General features: G+C 45.7%; 16 protein-coding genes, 1 other RNA gene and 1 riboswitch. Of the genes, 10 read left to right on the top strand and 7 right to left on the bottom strand.

What is annotated here, in order from left to right; genetic code table 11:
- The first annotated feature begins 8 nt into the window (after positions 1–8).
- The 4 genes from PKF022_RS06565 (at position 9) to PKF022_RS06550 (ending at position 5,069) form a co-directional block, all read left to right on the top strand.
- Positions 9–917 carry a LysR substrate-binding domain-containing protein gene (locus PKF022_RS06565; RefSeq protein ID WP_216230566.1) on the top strand — a complete coding sequence of 303 codons (909 nt, stop codon included), beginning with the start codon at positions 9–11 and terminating at the stop codon, positions 915–917.
- 135 nt (positions 918–1,052) lie between these two features.
- Complete coding sequence (locus tag PKF022_RS06560) at positions 1,053–2,357, top strand: malonyl-CoA decarboxylase (protein ID WP_281776291.1); 1,305 nt, start codon at positions 1,053–1,055, stop codon at positions 2,355–2,357.
- A gap of 191 nt (positions 2,358–2,548) precedes the next feature.
- Positions 2,549–3,505 (top strand): tripartite tricarboxylate transporter substrate binding protein, encoded by a 957-nt coding sequence (locus tag PKF022_RS06555; RefSeq protein ID WP_281777482.1) that lies wholly within the window; start codon positions 2,549–2,551, stop codon positions 3,503–3,505.
- A gap of 40 nt (positions 3,506–3,545) precedes the next feature.
- Positions 3,546–5,069 (top strand): malonyl-CoA synthase, encoded by a 1,524-nt coding sequence (locus PKF022_RS06550; protein ID WP_281776290.1) that lies wholly within the window; start codon positions 3,546–3,548, stop codon positions 5,067–5,069.
- Here PKF022_RS06550 and PKF022_RS06545 read toward each other — a convergent pair whose 3' ends face one another.
- The 4 genes from PKF022_RS06545 to PKF022_RS06530 all read right to left on the bottom strand — a co-directional run bounded on the left by PKF022_RS06545 (position 5,070) and on the right by PKF022_RS06530 (position 8,890).
- Positions 5,070–5,888 (bottom strand): sulfite exporter TauE/SafE family protein, encoded by an 819-nt coding sequence (locus tag PKF022_RS06545; RefSeq protein WP_281776289.1) that lies wholly within the window; start codon positions 5,886–5,888, stop codon positions 5,070–5,072.
- Positions 5,889–6,107, bottom strand: a non-coding RNA gene (gene ssrS / locus PKF022_RS06540) — 6S RNA.
- Between the two features lie 295 nt (positions 6,108–6,402).
- Positions 6,403–6,678, bottom strand: coding sequence for a hypothetical protein (locus PKF022_RS06535; RefSeq protein ID WP_281776288.1), 276 nt, complete (start codon positions 6,676–6,678; stop codon positions 6,403–6,405).
- Positions 6,679–6,751: 73 nt separating this feature from the next.
- Positions 6,752–8,890 (bottom strand): TonB-dependent receptor, encoded by a 2,139-nt coding sequence (locus PKF022_RS06530; RefSeq protein ID WP_281776287.1) that lies wholly within the window; start codon positions 8,888–8,890, stop codon positions 6,752–6,754.
- A gap of 131 nt (positions 8,891–9,021) precedes the next feature.
- A riboswitch (cobalamin riboswitch) is annotated at positions 9,022–9,238 on the bottom strand.
- 82 nt (positions 9,239–9,320) lie between these two features.
- On the opposite strand from PKF022_RS06530, the gene PKF022_RS06525 reads away from it, so the two are divergent.
- The 6 genes from PKF022_RS06525 (at position 9,321) to PKF022_RS06500 (ending at position 15,981) form a co-directional block, all read left to right on the top strand.
- The gene (locus PKF022_RS06525) at positions 9,321–9,938 is read left to right on the top strand and encodes a Crp/Fnr family transcriptional regulator (RefSeq protein ID WP_216230559.1); all 618 of its coding nucleotides are present in this window, start codon (positions 9,321–9,323) and stop codon (positions 9,936–9,938) included.
- Positions 9,939–10,141: 203 nt separating this feature from the next.
- Positions 10,142–11,851, top strand: coding sequence for an oxalyl-CoA decarboxylase (gene oxc, locus PKF022_RS06520; protein WP_281776286.1), 1,710 nt, complete (start codon positions 10,142–10,144; stop codon positions 11,849–11,851).
- Positions 11,852–11,900: 49 nt separating this feature from the next.
- Complete coding sequence (gene frc, locus PKF022_RS06515; protein ID WP_281776285.1) at positions 11,901–13,151, top strand: formyl-CoA transferase; 1,251 nt, start codon at positions 11,901–11,903, stop codon at positions 13,149–13,151.
- Positions 13,152–13,230: 79 nt separating this feature from the next.
- Positions 13,231–13,653: a PAS domain S-box protein gene (locus tag PKF022_RS06510; protein WP_281776284.1), complete on the top strand. Its 423-nt coding sequence runs from the start codon at positions 13,231–13,233 to the stop codon at positions 13,651–13,653.
- Positions 13,654–13,799: 146 nt separating this feature from the next.
- The gene (gene frc, locus PKF022_RS06505; protein WP_068323848.1) at positions 13,800–15,047 is read left to right on the top strand and encodes a formyl-CoA transferase; all 1,248 of its coding nucleotides are present in this window, start codon (positions 13,800–13,802) and stop codon (positions 15,045–15,047) included.
- A gap of 1 nt (position 15,048) precedes the next feature.
- Complete coding sequence (locus tag PKF022_RS06500; RefSeq protein ID WP_281776283.1) at positions 15,049–15,981, top strand: methionyl-tRNA formyltransferase; 933 nt, start codon at positions 15,049–15,051, stop codon at positions 15,979–15,981.
- Between the two features lie 31 nt (positions 15,982–16,012).
- Here PKF022_RS06500 and PKF022_RS06495 read toward each other — a convergent pair whose 3' ends face one another.
- From PKF022_RS06495 to PKF022_RS06485, 3 genes are all read right to left on the bottom strand, one after another.
- Complete coding sequence (locus PKF022_RS06495) at positions 16,013–16,687, bottom strand: DUF4239 domain-containing protein (protein ID WP_281776282.1); 675 nt, start codon at positions 16,685–16,687, stop codon at positions 16,013–16,015.
- A 177-nt stretch (positions 16,688–16,864) separates the two neighbouring features.
- Positions 16,865–17,716, bottom strand: a complete 852-nt coding sequence (panC, locus tag PKF022_RS06490) for a pantoate--beta-alanine ligase (protein ID WP_281776281.1) — start codon at positions 17,714–17,716, stop codon at positions 16,865–16,867.
- Complete coding sequence (locus tag PKF022_RS06485) at positions 17,713–18,564, bottom strand: ScpA family protein (RefSeq protein ID WP_281776280.1); 852 nt, start codon at positions 18,562–18,564, stop codon at positions 17,713–17,715. The genes panC and PKF022_RS06485 overlap by 4 nt, the downstream gene beginning before the upstream one ends.
- Between the last annotated feature and the right edge of the window lie 8 nt (positions 18,565–18,572).

The raw sequence follows: 18,572 nt of genomic DNA, 5'->3' as shown, positions 1-18,572 counted from the left end.
ACGTACTTATGCTGAATGAAGAACTGACGCTACGTAAATTAGAAATTCTCTGTTCGTTTGTTCGAACTGGAAGTCTTGCGCGTACGGCAGAAGAATTACATTTAAGCTCGGTCAGCATTCACAAAGCGCTACATTCGCTTGAGTCAGGCATTGGGTGCCCGTTGTTTATTAAGGAGGGGCGTCAATTAAAACCCCTTCCAGCAGCGATCTATTTAGCTGAGGCGAGTAACGATTTATTGTCAGACGTAGATCGCATTCTTAAAAAGACAAGAGCAAAGGCCGGAGTAGAAAGCGGACAAATTCGCCTGGGGTCAATGTACTCATTGACTGCCAACATCATTCCTCGCATGATCATGGGCACCAAAATTCGTCGACCTGATTTAGATATCGATTTATTTCTTGGATCCAATGAGGAGTTGATGAAAAGGTTGACCGAAGGAACTGTAGACGCAGTAGTGATTGCCGTCCCCTCGAAAAATCTTCCTGAGGGAGTGCAGGTGGTCTCCCTCTTTGAGGATCAGTTGTATTTAGCTTCCTCGAGGAACAGTAAACCCACTCAGGCTGATATCGACTTATCGGAATATCAAAGCGAAAAATTTCTCACTTTGCAAGATGGCTTTGCCACCACATCGGGTTTTTATGAGGCGTTTCAGTTAGCAGGCTTTAAGCCTAATGTAGTAATGAAGGTGGGGGACATCTTCTCGCTGATGAATATGGTCTCAGGAGATCTAGGGCGGTCTTTATTGCCTGGTAGGGTGAGGGCACTCATGGGGGATGCGATTGACTTTACCCCCTTACTACCCAAATATCAGGTGATTCAACACATTGGCCTAATGTATCTTCAGGCTAATGAAGCGAATCCCAATATTTTGGCTTTAGCGGCTGAAGCCCGCATGCTGCATCGCAAAAACTCCTGATATACCCTTACGTTTAGCAATATTAATTAACTTTAGGTTAATGATTTATCATTTAACTTAATTGATTTTGCTTGTCCTGGGTAATAAATTGAACTCGGTCAAATTTTTGTCGATTTTCTTTTTTGAAAAGACTCCATGCTTGAAAAGCTAGCAAAAGCCCGAAACCTGTCAAAAGCAAATAACGCTATTAAGCGTTTAATTTCCGAGCGAGGGGAATCTAACGCGGTCAGCATGGCAGATGATGTGGTGAATAACTATCGCAAGCTTACAAAAGATCAACATATTCCATTTTTCACCTATCTGTTTGAAAAATTAAATCCTCAAGTAGATGCAGTCCTGAAGGCTGCACAAAACTTTGCAGCGGAATCTTCCGCTCGTAACTACATCAAACTACAAAAGGTTTCTGAATCTCCTAGGCAAGAATTATTTCGCCGCTTAAATCGTGCTGGGCACGGCACTGCAGCAGTTGTCCAAATGCGTCGCGACTTATTGCAGCTTTTGGATAAGAAGCCCGAGCTTGCTGCTGTAGATTTTGATATGCGCCATCTTTTGTCATCTTGGTTTAATCCAGGATTTTTGAAGATGCATCGAGTTGACTGGAAATCACCCGCAGAGGTTTTAGAAAAATTGATTCAGCATGAGGCAGTGCATGCTATTGATGGTTGGGATGACCTGCGTCGCCGTCTTCAACCAGATCGTCGCTGCTTTGCCTTCTTTCATCCGCAGCTCCCCAGTGAACCCTTGATCTTTGTGGAAGTGGCGCTGCTACCTGAGATTCCAACCGTGATTACACCTTTGGTGGACAAGAAGGCTGAGACGGTAGATCAACCATCGCAATATAAAGTTGCGGTGTTCTACTCCATCAGTAACTGCGAACCTGGTCTTCGTGGTGTATCGATGGGTAACTTTCTCATCAAGCGCGTTGCTGAGCAGTTGCATGCGGAGTTTCCTGGAATTAAAACTTTTGTTACCTTGTCGCCGATTCCTGGATTTATGGATTGGGTATCTGCTGGGGCTAATTTGGGTGAAGATGTTCCTGCAGAAAAATTAAAGCCAAATTTAAGAGCTGCTCGAGACCAAGCCCTAGCAGCACTAAAGCTGGATGCGCAGTCTTGGACTGAAAAACTCAGTGCTGGATGGCACCCGGATTTAGCATCCCCAAAAGAGCAGGAGTCTTTGCTCTGTTTGGCATCCATTTATTTGGGGCTTGGCTCTACTGGACGCAATGGCAATCCTGTTGCCAAATTTCATTTGGGTAACGGGGCTAAATTGCATTTAGTGAACTGGGCTGGGGATTTATCTCGCAAGGGCTTACGTCAGTCAGCAGGCTTGATGGTCAACTATCTCTATGATTTGGGCAATGTTGAAGAAAACCACGAGAAATTTGCCAATGGCGAGATTGTGTATTCAAGATCGGTGGGGCGCTTGATGGTGCCGTGATAAAGAATTAAGGAGGAGATGCCCTAAGGCAGAATCCAAAGAGATTCACTTTGGGGTTTAATAAGCGAACTGGGCATGAAGATCCAGAAAGTAGTAACGTAAGCAATTTAGCGGTATTCATAATGAACATAGCCATGAAATAGTGGCAAGTGGAGGAGATGAAGATGTTTAATCAATTACGCCTTTCGGCAATGATCAAGAAAGCGGTATTTTTAGTTTGTGCCGCCCCCTTAGTGGTAATGGCGCAAGAGTGGCCCAATAAACCAATTACCTTTGTTGTGCCTTTTCCTGCGGGCGGCGGAACAGATGCATTCGCTAGACCTTTAGCAACACAGCTAACCAAGCAATTGGGCAAGCAAATCATTATTGATAACCGTGGTGGTGCTGGCGGAACTTTAGGTGCTTCTATTGCTGCTAAGGCTGCACCAGACGGATACACCTTTTTTGTAGGTGCTGCGCACCACGCAATTGCACCTTCCATGTATCCAAACTTGGATTACGACATCGAGAAAAGTTTTGTGCCAGTTGCAATGATTGCAAGTCCACCGCAGGTAATCGTTGTTAATCCAAAGAATGTTCAAGTGAAAGACTTGAAAGAATTCATTGCACTTTTAAAGAAAAATCCTGGTAAGTTCAATTACGCCAGTGCAGGTAATGGCTCTACTCACCACTTGGCTGGCGAACAGTTCAAGATGCTGACTAAAACCTTTATTACTCATATTCCTTACCGTGGTGCTGGTCCAGCAATGCAAGATCTGATCGCAGGACAAGTTGATATTGAGTTTGATGGCCTTGGTTCTTCAGCTGCTCAAATTAAGAATGGCTCAATTGTAGCCTTGGCGGTTGCATCTCAGAAGCGTGCCCCTGGATTCCCGAACGTGCCAACAGCTGCTGAAGCCGGTTTAGTGGGTTATGAAGTTTCCACTTGGTATGGATTGTTTGCCCCTAAAGGAACACCTCAACCGATCATTGATAAGATGATTGCTGAGACGCAGAAGGCGCTGAATACGCCTGAGATCAAAACTATTTGGACTAATAACGGTTCCGAAACTCCAAGCCTTTCTGGTGATGCATTTGGAAAGTTTGTGAGTGCTGATGTTAAGCGTTGGGCTGCTGTTGCTAAGGCTTCTGGCGCCAAATTAGACTAAGAATTTTTATTAAATATTACCCCTGAGGTTTGAGGTTTAAATGAATTTATATTCACTATTGGAAAAAGGTTTTCCAAAAGATAAAAAAGCATGTGCTCTCGAGACGCATGATGGTTTGTATTACTCCTGGGGTGACTTAGAGGGTGCGACTGCAAAGCTGGCAAATTTACTTGCCAGCTTAAAGTTACCCAAAGGGTCTAGAGTGGCAGTGCAGGTTGAAAAATCACCTGAGGCACTTTTTCTATATCTAGCAACCATTCGTGCGGGCTATGTGTATTTGCCACTGAATACGGCTTACCAGTCTGCAGAAATCCAATACTTCTTGGAGAACGCTGAGCCAGCCGTAGTTGTTTGCAGCAGTAAGAATCTATCTTGGGTATCTAAGGTTGCCTCCAAAGCCGGCACCAAGCATGTCTTTACTTTAGACGAGAACCGTACCGGCACATTGCTAGAGCGTGCAGCGGGATTGAGTGATAAATTTAAAACGGTACCCGCTAAGGATGATGACCTCGCGGCTATTTTGTACACCTCTGGTACCACTGGCCGAAGTAAAGGCGCAATGTTGACGCATAAGAACTTGGGCAGTAATGCGCAAGTATTGCAAAAGTTCTGGGGTTGGAAAAAAGGCGATGTCCTGTTGCATGCTTTGCCTATCTTCCACGTGCACGGTTTATTTGTAGCAGCTCATGGTGCTCTCATTAACGGTAGCAAAATGATCTGGTTGCCACGTTTAGATACCGCTCAACTTATCAAGCATATGCCGCAGTCTACGGTGATGATGGGTGTACCAACATTCTATGTACGCCTTCTAGCTGACAAAGGCTTCAATAAAAAAGTAGCACGCAATATGCGCCTTTTTGTTTCTGGTTCTGCTCCACTGCTGACAGAGACATTTAATACTTTCAGGGAAGTGATTGGACAGCCAATTTTGGAGCGCTATGGCATGAGCGAGACCGTCATGTTGGTCTCCAATCCATATAAAGGTAAGCGAGTAGGGGGTTCTGTTGGTCTCCCACTTCCTGGCGTTAAGGTGCGCGTTGTCAATGAAGACAACAAGCCTTGCAAGGTTGATGAAATTGGTGGCATTCAGGTGAAGGGCCCAAATATATTTAAGGGCTACTGGCGTATGCCTGAAAAGACCGCCGAAGAATTTACCAAAGACGGCTGGTTTAAGACTGGTGACGTTGGCCGTTGGGGTGGTGATGCCAATGGCGGCAAAGCACCTAAGGAATACTTGTGCATTGTTGGTCGCAGCAAGGATTTAATTATCTCTGGTGGCTATAACGTCTATCCAAAAGAAATTGAGAGTTTTATCGATGACATGCCTGGTGTTGACGAAAGTGCTGTGATCGGTATTCCGCATCCAGACTTTGGTGAGGCGGTAATGGCGGTGGTTGTACCGAAATCTGGAGCTAAGTTAAATGCTGAAGCCATGATCGCGACTTTAAAAACTCAAATTGCGAATTTCAAGATTCCGAAGCGAATCGAGATTCTTTCTGATTTACCTCGCAATGCCATGGGTAAAGTCCAAAAGAATATTTTGCGTCAGCAATTTACTGGCTAATCAATAGCCAAATGCTTTGCGGCTTTCATTAAACATGAAGGCCGCAAGCATTAGTAACATCACCCCAAAAATTCGTTTGAGTTGTCCGACATCCAGCTTGCGGGCCATCTTGGCACCAAGCGGTGCCGTGAATATACTCACTACAGCGATGCAAACTACTGCAGGTAGGTAAACGAAGCCTAAAGATCCAGAGGGTAGATTGGGGTGGCCCCAGCTGCCGTACATGTAGCCTACAGTGGCCGCAGCGGCGATCGGAAATCCCAAGCCAGAAGAACTGGCCATCGCAACGTGTGGTTTGACGTTGCACCAGAGCATGAAAGGTACGGTGATGAAGGCGCCACCGGCACCCACCAAGCTGGATAGGGCGCCTGCAAATGAGCCAAAGCTAAATAGACCTAAAGGGCTTGGTAAATCTCTGCCTGGTTTAGGTTTTTTGTTGAGGAGCATCTGAATAGATGTGTAAACAATAAAAACAGCAAAGAAGAGTGAGAGCCAAGAGGTATTCAAGGCTTCAAAAATTTCGCTACCGCCAATTAAGCTACCGACAACTAAACCAGGACTTAATGATGCAACCAACCTCCAGTCAATCGAGCCATGCTTGTGATGCGCCCAAATAGCAGAAGTTGTTGTAAATAAAATAGTAGCCATGCCGGTAGCAATGGCCATATGCACAATCACACTTTGGTCAAATTGGAGGTGATTAAAAACCAAGATCATGAATGGCACGAGAATCATGCCGCCACCAATGCCCAATAAGCCTGCTAAAAATCCAGAGATGCTGCCGCAGAGCATCAGCATGGCGATATCGCTCAGTAACATGAATTCCCCGCCTTAGCCGCTAGGCCGTCATCCTGAACCCTAAGGTTCAAGGTGGAACGGCTACCCTGTTTCGGGTGCATTAAGAGGTTCAGGGAGTAACCAAGTCTAAGTTGGCACTGTGAACTTTCGAAACGCTCACGCCCACAAGGTAAAGATCGTTCCGGATGCTTGCGCATCGGTTCAAGGAACTATTGGCCTTGGCGAACCAGGCAGGGAAAGGGTTTGCATCAAGGCGTCAACTTGATCCTCTAGGGCGCGAATCTCGCTTTGCAAGCGAGTGACTTCATCGGAGCTCACATTGGAGGAAGAGCCTTGCTGCGATTGATTTTTTTGTAGCGTAATAAGGTCGCCTGCAATTTTGAGCGCTGCCATCATGCTAGCGCGTTCAATGCTGCGATTGCCTCCGCTAATAGCTAATTGAATTTGTTCGTCCACCAAGACGCATGCTGCTCTTAATAGTGGTTCGTGCTCAGCGCTCGTTGCTAGGGTGATTTTTTGACCGGCGAGACTTACTTCAATGCGTTGTTGGCTCATTATCATCCTCTGGATTATTTGGGGGAACAGCCTCGCCTAGTAAATTGAGCTGACGACCATCACTCTGTTCTGGTAAGCGACTCAATATGTGTTGAATTCGCTTTTGCGCGTCTTCAATTTTGATTTCTAACTGAGTACGTTCAGCCGTCAATTTTTTAACGGCTTCTGCAACTATAGAAAGCTTATCAGCAAGACGCTGAACAGAGATCTCAAGAACACTTATGTCGCCAGAGGGTAATGGGGTTAAATCGCTCATAACGACATTGTAGCTTTTTGATCAAACCTTGTGAAAGCTATCGTGAACACCCTGAATTCTGGACTCAAATACCTCAAAAGGTATATCTGGCGGTCAAATAATAAGCTCTTCGATCGCTAGGATAGTAGTAGTAGTTATTTGCAAAGGATCCGCTAGCACCTTGGGTGGAGGCATAGCCCCCATAAGTAGCGTAAAGAGCATTACCTACGTTCTTAATCGTGAACTTAGTATCCCATCCACCTGTTTTGTAATTTAGGTATACATCGCCTACAGTATATGAAGGCATCAATGCAAGAGAGTTGTATATGGTGGTGTTAGTTCCTGCATCGTAATGCTGAGTACTTACATAATTGACCACGCCACCCAATGACCAGTTTTGATCGATTAAATAGTTAGCTCTTGCATTTAGAAGTAAGTCCGGTGTTACTGCTATTGATTGTCCTTGGTATGGTCCATCAGCATAGTAGGAGCGTTGAAACTTTCCTCCGCCTGCAACACTGAGTCGATTTGTGAGATTGACAGAGGAATCCAGCACTACTCCTCTTCGATTAATGTTGTATGGGGAGTTATAGTTGGCGCCAGTGGTAGGGTTGTAGGTGATTTCATTTTGAGACACAGACGAGAATATTGAGCCATTAATTTTGAAACTTTGAAGCAACCAATTTCCTCCAAGCTCATAAGTTTGAGCAGTTTGAGGCCTCAAGATACCATTGAAAACTTGCGCACCAGTTAGTGGATTCGTTCCCCAAAACTCATCAATATTAGGGAAGCGATATGATTGATTCCACTTGACATACAGATTTTGGTTTTTTGCGTAATTAAAATTTAATGCAGCATCGCCTGCATTGGCAGAAAAAGTCTGATCCGCACTTGAAGATCCATTGAACGAGCCGATAGCAGAGTAGTAGGTATTTGCTTGTTGTGTTTGGCGTCTTCCGCCTCCAACTAAATTAATGCCGTTTGTAATTGGCAGTTTCAAGATGCCATAAAAAGACTGATTTAAAAACGCAGCGTTCTGAACATTATTTGTTTGGCCATTTGGATTGGTAATCCAGTAACCATCTGGGATCATGTAACTATTTAGTTGATTTGATCCATAGGAGCCAACAGATCCTTGCCCAGCTTTATTAAATTCATATCCCACAATCGTTGTTCCAAGTGATCCGAAATCCGCTTTAACGCGTGGCGAAAGGTTGAATTGCCATCCCGAAAGAGTAATGTTGGTGTTTGACCATACAGGTGATCCGCTACTGGTATTTATGGCTGCAGTCGTATCGTAAAAAGGATAGTAGTTAAAGGCAGTTTTGTTGGTATAGGATGTATCTAACTCGCCTATATAGCCTGTTGCTAACTCCTTAGTTCCACCGAAGCGAAATCCGGAATTGTTCACTGTGTTATTGGCGCCAATGTTTTTAAAGTAGGCCGATTGTGGATTGCCGCTTCCTACTTGTCCTATAACAGCACCAGGCACTTGTTGATTTGTATAGCCATAGAAAAAATCAGTATAGATTTTGTCAATGCCGCCAAACTTTTGCGTTACCTTAGCGTCAAATGCATAGGCATTCGCTGCAGAATTCTGGCGCCATCCTTGGCTGTTTGAGGTGTTAGCTGTGAGCTGATAAGTAGTATCCTCAAAGCTATCGCGCAGAATGACATTATTAATTAAAGTGTTGTAACTGCCGTAGCTTGTACTAGCTTGGTTGAGCTTAGAACTATTTCCGTTAGTGATGATATTAATGACGCCGCCAACTGCACCGTTGCCGTATTGAACGCTGGCGCCACCTTGAAGTACCTCAATGCGTTCAATCGAGTCTATCGGAATCGATTCCCACATGACAGATGAAGAGTCAATCGGATTAATTCTTTGGCCATCAACCAAAATGAGAGTGGTGCTTCCAGCTGTCATTCCATAGCCACCCATATCCACCGTAGCATCTAGATTAAGTTGCCCTCCGCCATTGATATTGCGAACGTTGAGGCCGCCAATTTGAGATAGAACATCAGGAATATTGCTTGATGTTGAACCCGCTATTTCATCGCGTGTAATGACTTTGACGTTTGCAGGAACTTCGTTGAGGTTCTCTTCAAAACGTGATCCTGTTACAACGACAGTGGGTAGTGAATTTTGTGCAAACGCTAAAGAGGTGTTACTAACTACAACTAGTGCGCCGCAAAGAAGGGCGAGTTGTTTTTTGCTGAACGGCTGTTTCATCAAATGCTTTCTGTTATCGAATGCCTAGCTAACTTCCCCGTTAGCTGGGTCGAACAGAATTTCACGTGCAGGAGCTCAGGCGTCAATGAGGCGCGGATTGCGCATTATTGGCGCGCGAAGATCCCCGTCCGCAAAATTCCACCTGTCTTGGCCGGTATCCGGGCTAGTAAATATCAGAATCTGGCCTTCCCATGCGATTGACTCGCACAGTGGCTTTGTCAGATTCCTGACGTCCTTGACTTACTAATAAAGACGCATTTACCTACCGTTGCGGGGGCAGCACACGTTTAGTGTTTCCCGTTTAACTTCATTGCACTGCAATAAAGCACCACGACCCCGCCATTCTAGCTGATTTGATGGGGTCTAAGACCCAAATCCCGGCTTAAAAAGGCAAAAAAGCCTACAATATGAGGTCTAGGAGTAAGCATTGATGACCGTATTAGATAAGCATCCCGAAAAGAACCTGATTCGCCTGCAGTTAAGCCAAAACTCGGTCTTAAAAAGCTTGGATCCGGCCGCAATGGCTGAGTTAGAACGTCATTTAGAGATCTCCGACCTCAAAAAATCTGAAATTTTGCTGCACCAGGGTGACCATCAGATGGAGCAGTACTTTGTTTTGGATGGCATTCTGAAGCGCATTGTTTCAAGTGCCGATGCAAAAGAGATGATTCTGCGTTTTGCCATCGAGAAAGATATTGAAACCAGCTATGCCGCTTGGCGTCTAAAGACAGCAGCCCCCTACAGTATTGCCTGCGTGACCAAGGCGCGCGTGGCCCGGATGCCCCTGAAAAAATGGGCAGAGTTCCTAGATCAACACAAGCCTCTTAAAGAGAGCTTTGAGTTTGAGGTAATGCGCCTCATGAGTGAAATCATGGCCCACACGATTACCTTGCATATGCTTGATGCGCCTGGCCGGGTAGAGCGTTTCTTGCGTAAATACGAGGATTTATTTGAGCTCCTCCCTAAAAAAGAGCTGGCAGCCTACCTGAACCTTTCTCCAGAGACCTTGAGCCGCCTCAAAACGAAGCACAAAGAGCTTTTTGTATAGGCGCTCACCCCTCCTGTAATTACAGGATTTAGAGGGAAATTGACCGAAGTCAATGATGAACCCCCTCCCCAAGCCTAATATTCATTTCAGCCTAAGCGGGGTCAAAAATCTCGCAGTGCGATTAATAACTAAATTGGAGACATTAGCGAGAGCTAAATTGCTTTTGCCCTTACCGGGTGATTTGCGATTCTTAAAAAATTTCTATGACTACAGATAATCAAAACACACAGTTAACGGATGGCTTCCATCTCGTCATTGATGCCTTGAAGGCAAACGACCTCGATACGATTTTCGGTCTGGTTGGCATTCCAATTACTGACTTATGTCGTTTAGCGCAGGCTGAAGGTTTGCGTTTTATTGGTTTCCGTCACGAGCAGCACGCAGGTAATGCTGCCGCGATTGCTGGTTACATGACACAAAAGCCAGGTATTTGCATGACGGTTTCTGCTCCTGGTTTCTTGAACGGTTTGACAGCACTTGCTAATGCAACTGTGAACTGTTTCCCAATGATTTTGATCTCTGGTTCAAGCGAGCGTGAAATCGTTGACTTGCAACAAGGTGACTACGAAGAGATGGATCAGCTCAATGCAGCTAAGCCATATTGCAAAGCTGCATATCGTATTAATCACATTGAAGATATCGGCATCGGTTTTGCTCGCGCAATTCGTGCTGCAGTTTCTGGTCGCCCAGGCGGTGTTTATTTGGACTTGCCAGCCCAGTTGCTCGCGCAAACAATGCCTGTTGAAGAGGCCAAGAAATCCATCTTCAAGGTAATCGATCCAGTTCCACGTCAAATCCCTGCAGCTGATGCAGTTGCTCGTGCATTGGATGTATTGAAGGGCGCTAAACGTCCATTGATTCTCTTGGGTAAGGGCGCTGCTTATGCGCAAGCTGACAAAGAGATTCGTGATTTGATCGAAAAATCTGGCATCCCATATTTGCCAATGTCTATGGCTAAAGGTTTATTGCCAGACAACCACCCACAATCTGCTTCTGCAGCGCGTTCATTTGTATTGGCTGAAGCCGATGCTGTGATGTTGGTTGGTGCGCGTTTGAACTGGTTGTTGGCACACGGTAAAGGTAAAACTTGGGGCAAAGATCCTAAGAAATTTATCCAAATCGATATTCAAGCAAACGAAGTGGATAGCAACGTACAAATCGCCGCTCCGTTGATTGGCGATATCGGCTCTTGCGTGAGCGAACTCTTGAAGGGTATTTCTGCTGTTCCTAAGCCAAGCGCTGAATGGATTGCTGCCATTACCGAGAAGAAAGATAAGAACACAGCCAAGATGGCGGAGACATTAGCTAAAGAAGCTAACCCAATGAACTTCCATGGTGCATTGCGTGTAATTCGTGATGTGATCAAGAAGAACCCAGATGTGAACTTGGTAAACGAAGGCGCAAATACACTCGACTATTGCCGTGCAATTGTAGATATGTACAAGCCACGCAAGCGCTTTGACTCAGGCACCTGGGGAATTATGGGTATCGGTATGGGTTATGCCATTGGTGCTGCTGTAACCAGCGGCTTGCCAACTGTAGCGGTTGAGGGTGATAGCGCGTTTGGTTTCAGCGGCATGGAATTAGAAACCGTTTGCCGTTACAACTTGCCGATCACTACTGTTATCTTTAATAACAACGGCGTATACCGCGGTACTGATGTGAATCCAACTGGCGGTGCTGATGTTGCGCCAACAGTATTCGTTAAAGATGCTCGTTACGACAAGATGATTGAAGCGTTTGGTGGTGTTGGTTACTACGTAACTACTCCAGCAGAATTAGAAGCAGCGTTAACAGAAGCGATTGCTGCCGGTAAACCAGCCCTCATCAATGCTGTTATTGATGAAACTGCAGGTACTGAGAGTGGACGTTTAACAAACTTAAACCCATCCACAGCAGCTGCTAAGAAGTAATCCAAGATAAATTTAGAAGCAAACAAGAAAGACTTAAGGAGAAACAAACATGACTAAACCATTAGACGGTATTCGCATTATTGACTTCACACACGTACAAGCAGGTCCTGCATGTACTCAGTTATTGGGCTTTTATGGCGCAGACGTTATTAAGGTAGAGCGTCCTGGTGCTGGCGACGTAACTCGTAGCCAATTGCGTGACGTGCCTGGCGCAGATGCTTTGTACTTCACAATGCTCAACGGCAATAAGCGTTCTTTGACTTTGGACACTAAGACTCCAGAAGGTAAGGAAGTGTTAGAGAAGATGATCAAGGTTTCTGACGTAATGGTTGAGAACTTTGGCCCAGGCGCATTAGACCGTATGGGCTTCTCATGGAAGCGTATTCAAGAGTTGAATCCAAAAATGATTCTAGCTTCTGTTAAGGGCTTTAGTGATGGCCACTCATATGAAGACTTAAAAGTGTATGAGAACGTTGCTCAGTGCGCCGGTGGTGCTGCTTCTACTACCGGTTTCTGGGATGGTCCTCCTACAGTTTCTGCTGCTGCTTTGGGCGACTCTAATACTGGTATGCACTTGGCAATTGGTATCTTGACTGCATTGATGCAGCGTCAAAAAACTGGCAAAGGTCAAAAAGTATCTTGCTCAATGCAAGACGCTGTATTGAACTTGTGCCGTGTGAAATTGCGCGATCAACAACGTTTAGACAAAGTTGGCTACTTGGAAGAGTATCCACAGTACCCACACGGTTCATTCACTGACGTAGTTCCACGCGGCGGTAACGCTGGTGGTGGCGGTCAGCCAGGTTGGGTGTTGAAGTGTAAGGGTTGGGAAACAGATCCAAACGCATACATCTACTTCACAATTCAAGGTCACGCTTGGGAGCCAATTACCAAAGCTTTGGGCAAGCCAGAGTGGGCAACTGATCCAGCGTACATGACTGCTGAAGCTCGTCAAGACAAGATTTTTGACATCTTCGCAACTATCGAAGACTGGCTCAAAGACAAGACTAAGTATGAAGCTGTGGACATCCTTCGCAAGTTCGATATTCCATGTGCTCCAGTTCTCTCTATGAAAGAATTGGCTGCTTCACCAGACTTGCGTAAGAGCGGTTCTATCGTTGAAGTTGACCACAAAGTACGTGGTAAATATTTGACAATCGGTAGCCCAATCAAGTTCTCTGATTTGGAAATCGAAGTGAAGCCATCTCCAGTATTGGGTGAGCACACCGATGAAGTGTTGGCTGATCTTGGCTACAACGCTGACGATATTGCTAAGCTGCACTCAGCTAAAGCGGTTTAATAAAAATAATTATCTGCTTAATTGCAGTTACTTTAGGGCGCTCCTTGTGAGCGCCTTTTTTATTCTATAGACTGGCCATATGAAGACAAATATTGATTTGTACCAACTAATAGAGTGTGTCGGTGATGCCATCATCGTGGCTGATGCTCATGAAAAGATTGTGCTTTGGAATCCCGCTGCAACTCGGATCTTTGGGTATTTGGAAGAAGAGGCTTTGGGCAATACTTTGGATCTCATTGTTCCTGAGCGCCAACGGCAAAAACACAATGACGGTTACAGCCATTCCATGGAGACGGGTACAACTCGGTATGGAACATCTCTATTGAAAGTGCCTGCCAAACATAAAGATGGCGGCATGCTGTCGATTGCCTTTACTGTCGGAATGCTATTTGACGCCTCTGGTAAGGCCAATGGGGTGGTAGCCATCGTCCGTGATGAAACCGAACGCTTTGCCCAAGAAAGAGCCCTCAAAAAGCGACTCTCCGATCTTGAAAATCCCTAGTTTTAGCCCCATATAGGCCTATGGTGACGCCAACACAGGCTTAGATGGGCAGTGTGCCCAAATATTGGGCACACTTTAATTTAGCCATTTCCCCACTGGTAAAATTGCCTTAATTCAAAATTTTCATTCTTATTAGGACTTAAATCATGGCAAAAGCACTAGAAGGGGTCAAAATCCTCGACTTTACGCATGTTCAATCAGGCCCAACCTGTACTCAGTTACTGGCTTGGTTTGGTGCAGACGTAATCAAAGTAGAAAAATCTGGCGAAGGAGATGCAACACGCGGTCAGTTGCGCGATATTCCTGATGCAGACAGTTTGTACTTCACGATGTTGAACCATAACAAGCGTTCTATTACCGTGAATACTAAAACCCAAAAAGGCAAAGAAATTCTTGAGCGTCTGATTAAAGAGTGCGACGTTCTAGTGGAGAACTTTGCGCCAGGCGCACTCGATCGCATGGGATTTTCTTGGGAGCGCATTCAAGAGCTCAACCCAATGATGATCATGGCTTCAGTAAAAGGTTTTGGTCCTGGTCCATATGAAGATTGCAAAGTGTATGAAAACGTAGCGCAATGCGCAGGTGGTTCTGCATCTACTACTGGTTTTGATGATGGTCCTCCAATGGTGACTGGTGCGCAAATCGGTGACAGCGGAACAGGTTTGCACTTGGCATTAGGTATCGTGACTGCCTTGTATCAACGCACTCATTCTGGCCGTGGTCAGAAAGTATTGGCAGCGATGCAAGATGCGGTATTGAACTTGTGCCGCGTGAAGTTGCGCGACCAGCAACGCCTTGAGCGTGTTGGCTTGATGCAAGAGTATCCACAGTTCCCGAACGGTGAGTTTGGTGACTCTGTACCCCGCGCAGGCAATGCTTCTGGCGGTGGTCAGCCTGGTTGGATTGTTAAATGTAAGGGCTGGGAAACTGACCCAAATGCATACATGTATGTGATCGTTCAGGCCCCAGTTTGGGAAGCAATTTGTAAAGTAATCGGCCGTGAAGATTGGATTACTGACGTGCGTTTTGCGTCTCCAATGGCGCGCTTGCCACACCTCATGGAAATTTTCGGCGAGATTGAAAAGTGGACGATGACGATGACCAAGTTTGAAGTGATGGATATCCTCAATCAATACGACATTCCATGTGGCCCAATTTTGTCCATGAAAGAAATTGCTGAAGAGCCTGCATTGCGTGCTACTGGTACCGTGGTTGAAGTGGATCATCCAATTCGTGGCAAGTACCTTACTGTTGGTAACCCAATCAAGATGTCTGATAGCCCAACAGAAGTGACTCGTTCACCGTTGCTTGGTGAGCACACTGATGAGATTCTTCATGAGTTGGGCTACACCACTGATGATTTGATCTCTCTCCGTCACGATAAGGTGATCTAAGATGCGGGTTGCCTTGATTGGGAGTGCGGATTTTGGTAAAGCAGCATTAGAAGCTTTTTTAGATCGCGGCGATGAAGTGGTTGCCGTTTTCTGCCCACCTGACAATCCCAAATCAAGCAAACCGGAAGTCTTAAAAGAAGCTGCGCTAGCAAGGGGCTTAAACCCCTTGCAGTTCGCCTCTCTGAAGGGTCCTGAAGCCGCTCAAGCCATGATTGATAGCAATGCCGACATTTGTGTGATGGCTTATGTATTGCAATTTGTGCCACAAGAGCTCGTTAAGATCCCAAAGCACGGCACTATTCAATATCACCCCTCTTTGCTCCCCAAGTACCGTGGCCCAAGCGCCATTAACTGGGCGATCGCATTGGGTGAAGAGAAAACGGGCTTAACGATCTTCCGTCCATCCGATGGTTTAGATGAAGGCGAAGTGATTTTGCAAAAAGAAGTAGTTATTGGACCTAATGACACCTTAGGAAAAATCTACTTCGATCATTTATTTCCAATCGGCGTCAAGGCTTTGCTTGAAGCTGCCGACTTGGTGGTTGCAGGCAAGCATCAAGAAGTTGTTCAAGATGAATCACAAGCGAACTACGAAGGATGGTTTGATGCGAATGCTGCGCAGATTCATTGGGCAACCCATATTAGCCAGATCTACAACTTGATCCGCGCATGCAATCCAGCACCTGGTGCATGGACGAAGTTTGGCGAGCAAAAAGTTCAGATCTACGATTGCCACAAGCACGTAGCTGCTACATTCGGCGCCGTCAAAGGCAAACCTGGAGAAGTAACTCAGATCACGCTTGATTCAATCTTCATCACCTGCCATGGTGGGCAGATTGAAGTCCTCAAAGCCAAAGGCGCTGCAGGTAAGGTGACTGGTGCTGAATTAGCCAAAGAATTGAATCTACAAGTCGGGCAGTTCTTCGCGCTGTAATCCCGCTGACTTCCATTGGCTGCAGCAGAGATTATTTGATGATCTGCAAATAAGGAGCGTGCGAGATCGAAATTAAGCCTTGATATGGACTGCTAAAAGTCAAAGCCAGAATACAGAGCGGCGTGAGAACGGTGAGAGTGGCAATTGACATCGCTACCATCAAAGCTTTCGGTTTGGATAGGTGAATAAAAGCAACGGATATCAGCACCAAAATACCTAAAAATAAAATTGCATACCAACGAATTGGGTGCAGATCAAATGAAGCGTAGGCTTGTCGTGTTTCACGAGCGGTATTAATGGTAAAGAATGCATTCAACAGCGCCTTGGATTCAGCTCTATCAGGAAAAATATTCGCTGCTTTAAATATTTCTGACCGCATAGCGATAAATTTTTCATCGGTAATTGGCGAGTTTGATTTACCTGCAGCTAGTGTTCTCCATTCGTCCTCAATCATCGACTTTATATAGAGCTTGGCATTTGTAGAGAGCTCGCTATCTTTAAGGTATGGTACGGAGTTAGCTAGGCTGATAACAGTCAGAATGCTTTGACTCTCATTTTTAATCGCTCTAGTAGCAACGCTATAGTTGTCCCAGACAGACGTAGCAAGCAGGGCGGCGGTTAAAGAAAATAGGACTGCGGGAAGGCTAAAAAAAGGGGCAACAACGCCTTCATATCTCTCAAGCAGGGGTCTGGTTTTTGGGCTCACAAAGAGCCATGCAATGATGATTGAGAGACCTATGAACCCAATACAAAGGGCTAAGATTAAGCTAAGCTCAGTTTTAAAAAATAAGTTTTGCAATCTCTACCTTTCTAAATCATTCTGCTTAAATCAGTATTTACTTTCGCTAAATGCAGAACAGCATGGCTCACTAGGCCTTAAGGATTAAATCTCTAAGTTATCAATTAAGCGCGTTTTACCAAGCTTGGCTGCTGTCAAGATGACGAGCGGCTCACCAGCTTGTAACTGCTCATTGGTAGCAGGGGCTAAATCGCTTTGTTGGCGAATGGCGATGTAATCAGGTTGCCAGCCACGACCTGCCAAAGATGCAACTGCTATTTTTTCAATTTCAGAAAGAGATTTGGCATCGCGGACATTTAAATCGAGGACTCGTTGACGCACCTCTTTTAATGCCTTCATGAGCTCAGGCGCTTCAGCGCGCTCTTCGGTAGAAAGATAGCCGTTGCGAGAGGAGAGCGCCAGGCCGTCGTCTGCACGAATCGTTTCGCCGGGAATAATCTCCACTGGTAAGGCAAATTGCTTTGCCATCTGGCGAATAATCATCAGTTGCTGATAATCTTTTTTACCAAATACGGCAACCTTGGGTTGTACGCAAGAGAAGAGCTTAAGCACTACCGTGCAAACGCCTTTAAAGAAGCCTGGGCGGAACTCGCCTTCAAGAATGTCACCTAGTTGCTGTGGTGGATCAACTCGATATTCTTGAGGTTGTGGGTAGAGATCTCTCTCGGTAGGTGCAAACAGGATGTAGACACCTTCTTTTTCAAGCTTGTCGATGTCTGCCTGCATGGTGCGAGGGTAGCTATCAAAATCTTCATTAGGACCAAACTGCAGGCGGTTCACAAAGATGCTCGCCACTACAGGATCACCATGCTGTCTTGCTAAGCGCATGAGCGAAAGGTGACCCTCATGGAGGTTGCCCATAGTTGGTACAAATGCGGCGCGGTTTTGACCTCTTAAATGGTCACGTAATTCTTGTATGTCGCTGATGATTTTCATGCAACAGGGGTATAGGCAAGACGCACATAAATTGGCGCATATGGCTCAGCTTGAGTAATTTCTACCAAAGCTTCGCGTGAGAGCTCAAGCATCGCAATGAAGTTCACAATCACTACGGGAATGCCTTTGCCAGACTTAATAGCATCTTCAAAGAGCTCGCCGAACTCCACGAATTTAGTGCTTTGTAAGCGGCGCAAGATGCGTGTCATAAAGTCGCGAACTGATAACTCTTCGCGAGTAATGGTGTGGTGCTGCGTCAGTTTGGCGCGATGCAGAACATCACGCCACGCCATTTGCAAGTCTTCCACATTGACATCAGGCCAAGCAATGGCAATGGTGGTATCGACGTAGCCATGCGCCACTTGGAAGTCGCGGCCTTGTTGCGGAATTTGATCGAGTTCTTGGGCAGCAAGCTTCATACGCTCGTACTCTAAGAGGCGGCGAACTAATTCTGCGCGCGGATCTTCGACTTCTTCTTCGCTGTCTGCCTTCTTCATTGGTAAAAGCATGCGAGATTTAATTTCAATCAACATAGCAGCCATGAGTAAGTACTCGGCTGCTAGTTCAAGATTGTGATGGCGAATTTGATCGATATAGCTTAGGTATTGTTGAGTAACCTGCGCCATCGGAATATCCAGAACATTGAAATTCTGTTTACGAATCAGATATAGCAATAGATCTAAGGGGCCTTCAAATGCCTCTAGAAAAACTTCAAGCGCATCTGGTGGAATGTAGAGATCGGTAGGGAGCTTAAAAAGGGGTTCGCCGTAGAGCTTGGCGAACGCTTCCGACATGCCATCGGTAACCGATGGAGTGCTATCTAGTAAATCCGATATTGGCTGAGCCATAGGCTCAT

It is taken from the genome of Polynucleobacter sp. KF022, assembly GCF_027924105.1.
In the GTDB taxonomy this organism is placed as follows: Bacteria; Pseudomonadota; Gammaproteobacteria; order Burkholderiales; family Burkholderiaceae; genus Polynucleobacter.
The sequence above is the reverse complement of the archived record's forward strand: the minus strand, read 5'-3'. Positions and strand labels throughout refer to the sequence as shown.

Bases quoted from the DNA above. Each gene is read 5' to 3' on its own strand.
- PKF022_RS06550 (WP_281776290.1), top strand. From the start codon at position 3,546: ATGAATTTATATTCACTATTGGAAAAAGGTTTTCCAAAAGATAAAAAA.
- panC (WP_281776281.1), bottom strand. From the start codon at position 17,716: ATGAAAATCATCAGCGACATACAAGAATTACGTGACCATTTAAGAGGT.
- PKF022_RS06525 (WP_216230559.1), top strand. From the start codon at position 9,321: ATGACCGTATTAGATAAGCATCCCGAAAAGAACCTGATTCGCCTGCAG.
- PKF022_RS06510 (WP_281776284.1), top strand. From the start codon at position 13,231: ATGAAGACAAATATTGATTTGTACCAACTAATAGAGTGTGTCGGTGAT.
- PKF022_RS06545 (WP_281776289.1), bottom strand. From the start codon at position 5,888: ATGTTACTGAGCGATATCGCCATGCTGATGCTCTGCGGCAGCATCTCT.
- PKF022_RS06560 (WP_281776291.1), top strand. From the start codon at position 1,053: ATGCTTGAAAAGCTAGCAAAAGCCCGAAACCTGTCAAAAGCAAATAAC.
- PKF022_RS06535 (WP_281776288.1), bottom strand. From the start codon at position 6,678: ATGAGCGATTTAACCCCATTACCCTCTGGCGACATAAGTGTTCTTGAG.
- oxc (WP_281776286.1), top strand. From the start codon at position 10,142: ATGACTACAGATAATCAAAACACACAGTTAACGGATGGCTTCCATCTC.
- frc (WP_281776285.1), top strand. From the start codon at position 11,901: ATGACTAAACCATTAGACGGTATTCGCATTATTGACTTCACACACGTA.
- PKF022_RS06555 (WP_281777482.1), top strand. From the start codon at position 2,549: ATGATCAAGAAAGCGGTATTTTTAGTTTGTGCCGCCCCCTTAGTGGTA.
- PKF022_RS06565 (WP_216230566.1), top strand. From the start codon at position 9: ATGCTGAATGAAGAACTGACGCTACGTAAATTAGAAATTCTCTGTTCG.
- frc (WP_068323848.1), top strand. From the start codon at position 13,800: ATGGCAAAAGCACTAGAAGGGGTCAAAATCCTCGACTTTACGCATGTT.
- PKF022_RS06485 (WP_281776280.1), bottom strand. From the start codon at position 18,564: ATGGCTCAGCCAATATCGGATTTACTAGATAGCACTCCATCGGTTACC.
- PKF022_RS06530 (WP_281776287.1), bottom strand. From the start codon at position 8,890: ATGAAACAGCCGTTCAGCAAAAAACAACTCGCCCTTCTTTGCGGCGCA.
- PKF022_RS06500 (WP_281776283.1), top strand. From the start codon at position 15,049: ATGCGGGTTGCCTTGATTGGGAGTGCGGATTTTGGTAAAGCAGCATTA.